Raw genomic sequence first — 212 nt, 5'->3', positions numbered from 1 at the left:
AGAACGCCAAGACCGGCGGCCCCATGGAGCGCATCTTTGCCAGCGGCATGCGTGAGTACCAGAAGCTGCGCGAGCGCCGCATCGGCGATGTCGCCACGCTGATGGACGGCACGCGCCGAGCCATGCGCGCAAGCTTTCAGCGCGAACTCGACGAGATCGAATCCGGCCTGTCCTTCCTGGGCACCGTGGCCTCGGTCTCGCCCTACGTCGGC

1 protein-coding gene is annotated in these 212 nt (G+C 67.5%); it reads left to right on the top strand.

Features of this window, described 5'->3' with window-relative positions; all coding sequences use genetic code 11:
• Positions 1-23: 23 nt before the first annotated feature.
• Positions 24-212: MotA/TolQ/ExbB proton channel family protein (locus RRF55_RS29215; protein WP_439419484.1), on the top strand; the 189-nt coding region annotated here is incomplete at its 3' end.

It is taken from the genome of Klebsiella sp. K47, from assembly GCF_051858335.1.
Classification (GTDB): Bacteria; Pseudomonadota; Gammaproteobacteria; order Enterobacterales; family Enterobacteriaceae; genus Klebsiella; species Klebsiella pneumoniae.
Note: the sequence above shows the minus strand (reverse complement) of the source record. Positions and strands in the feature narration are given on the sequence as shown.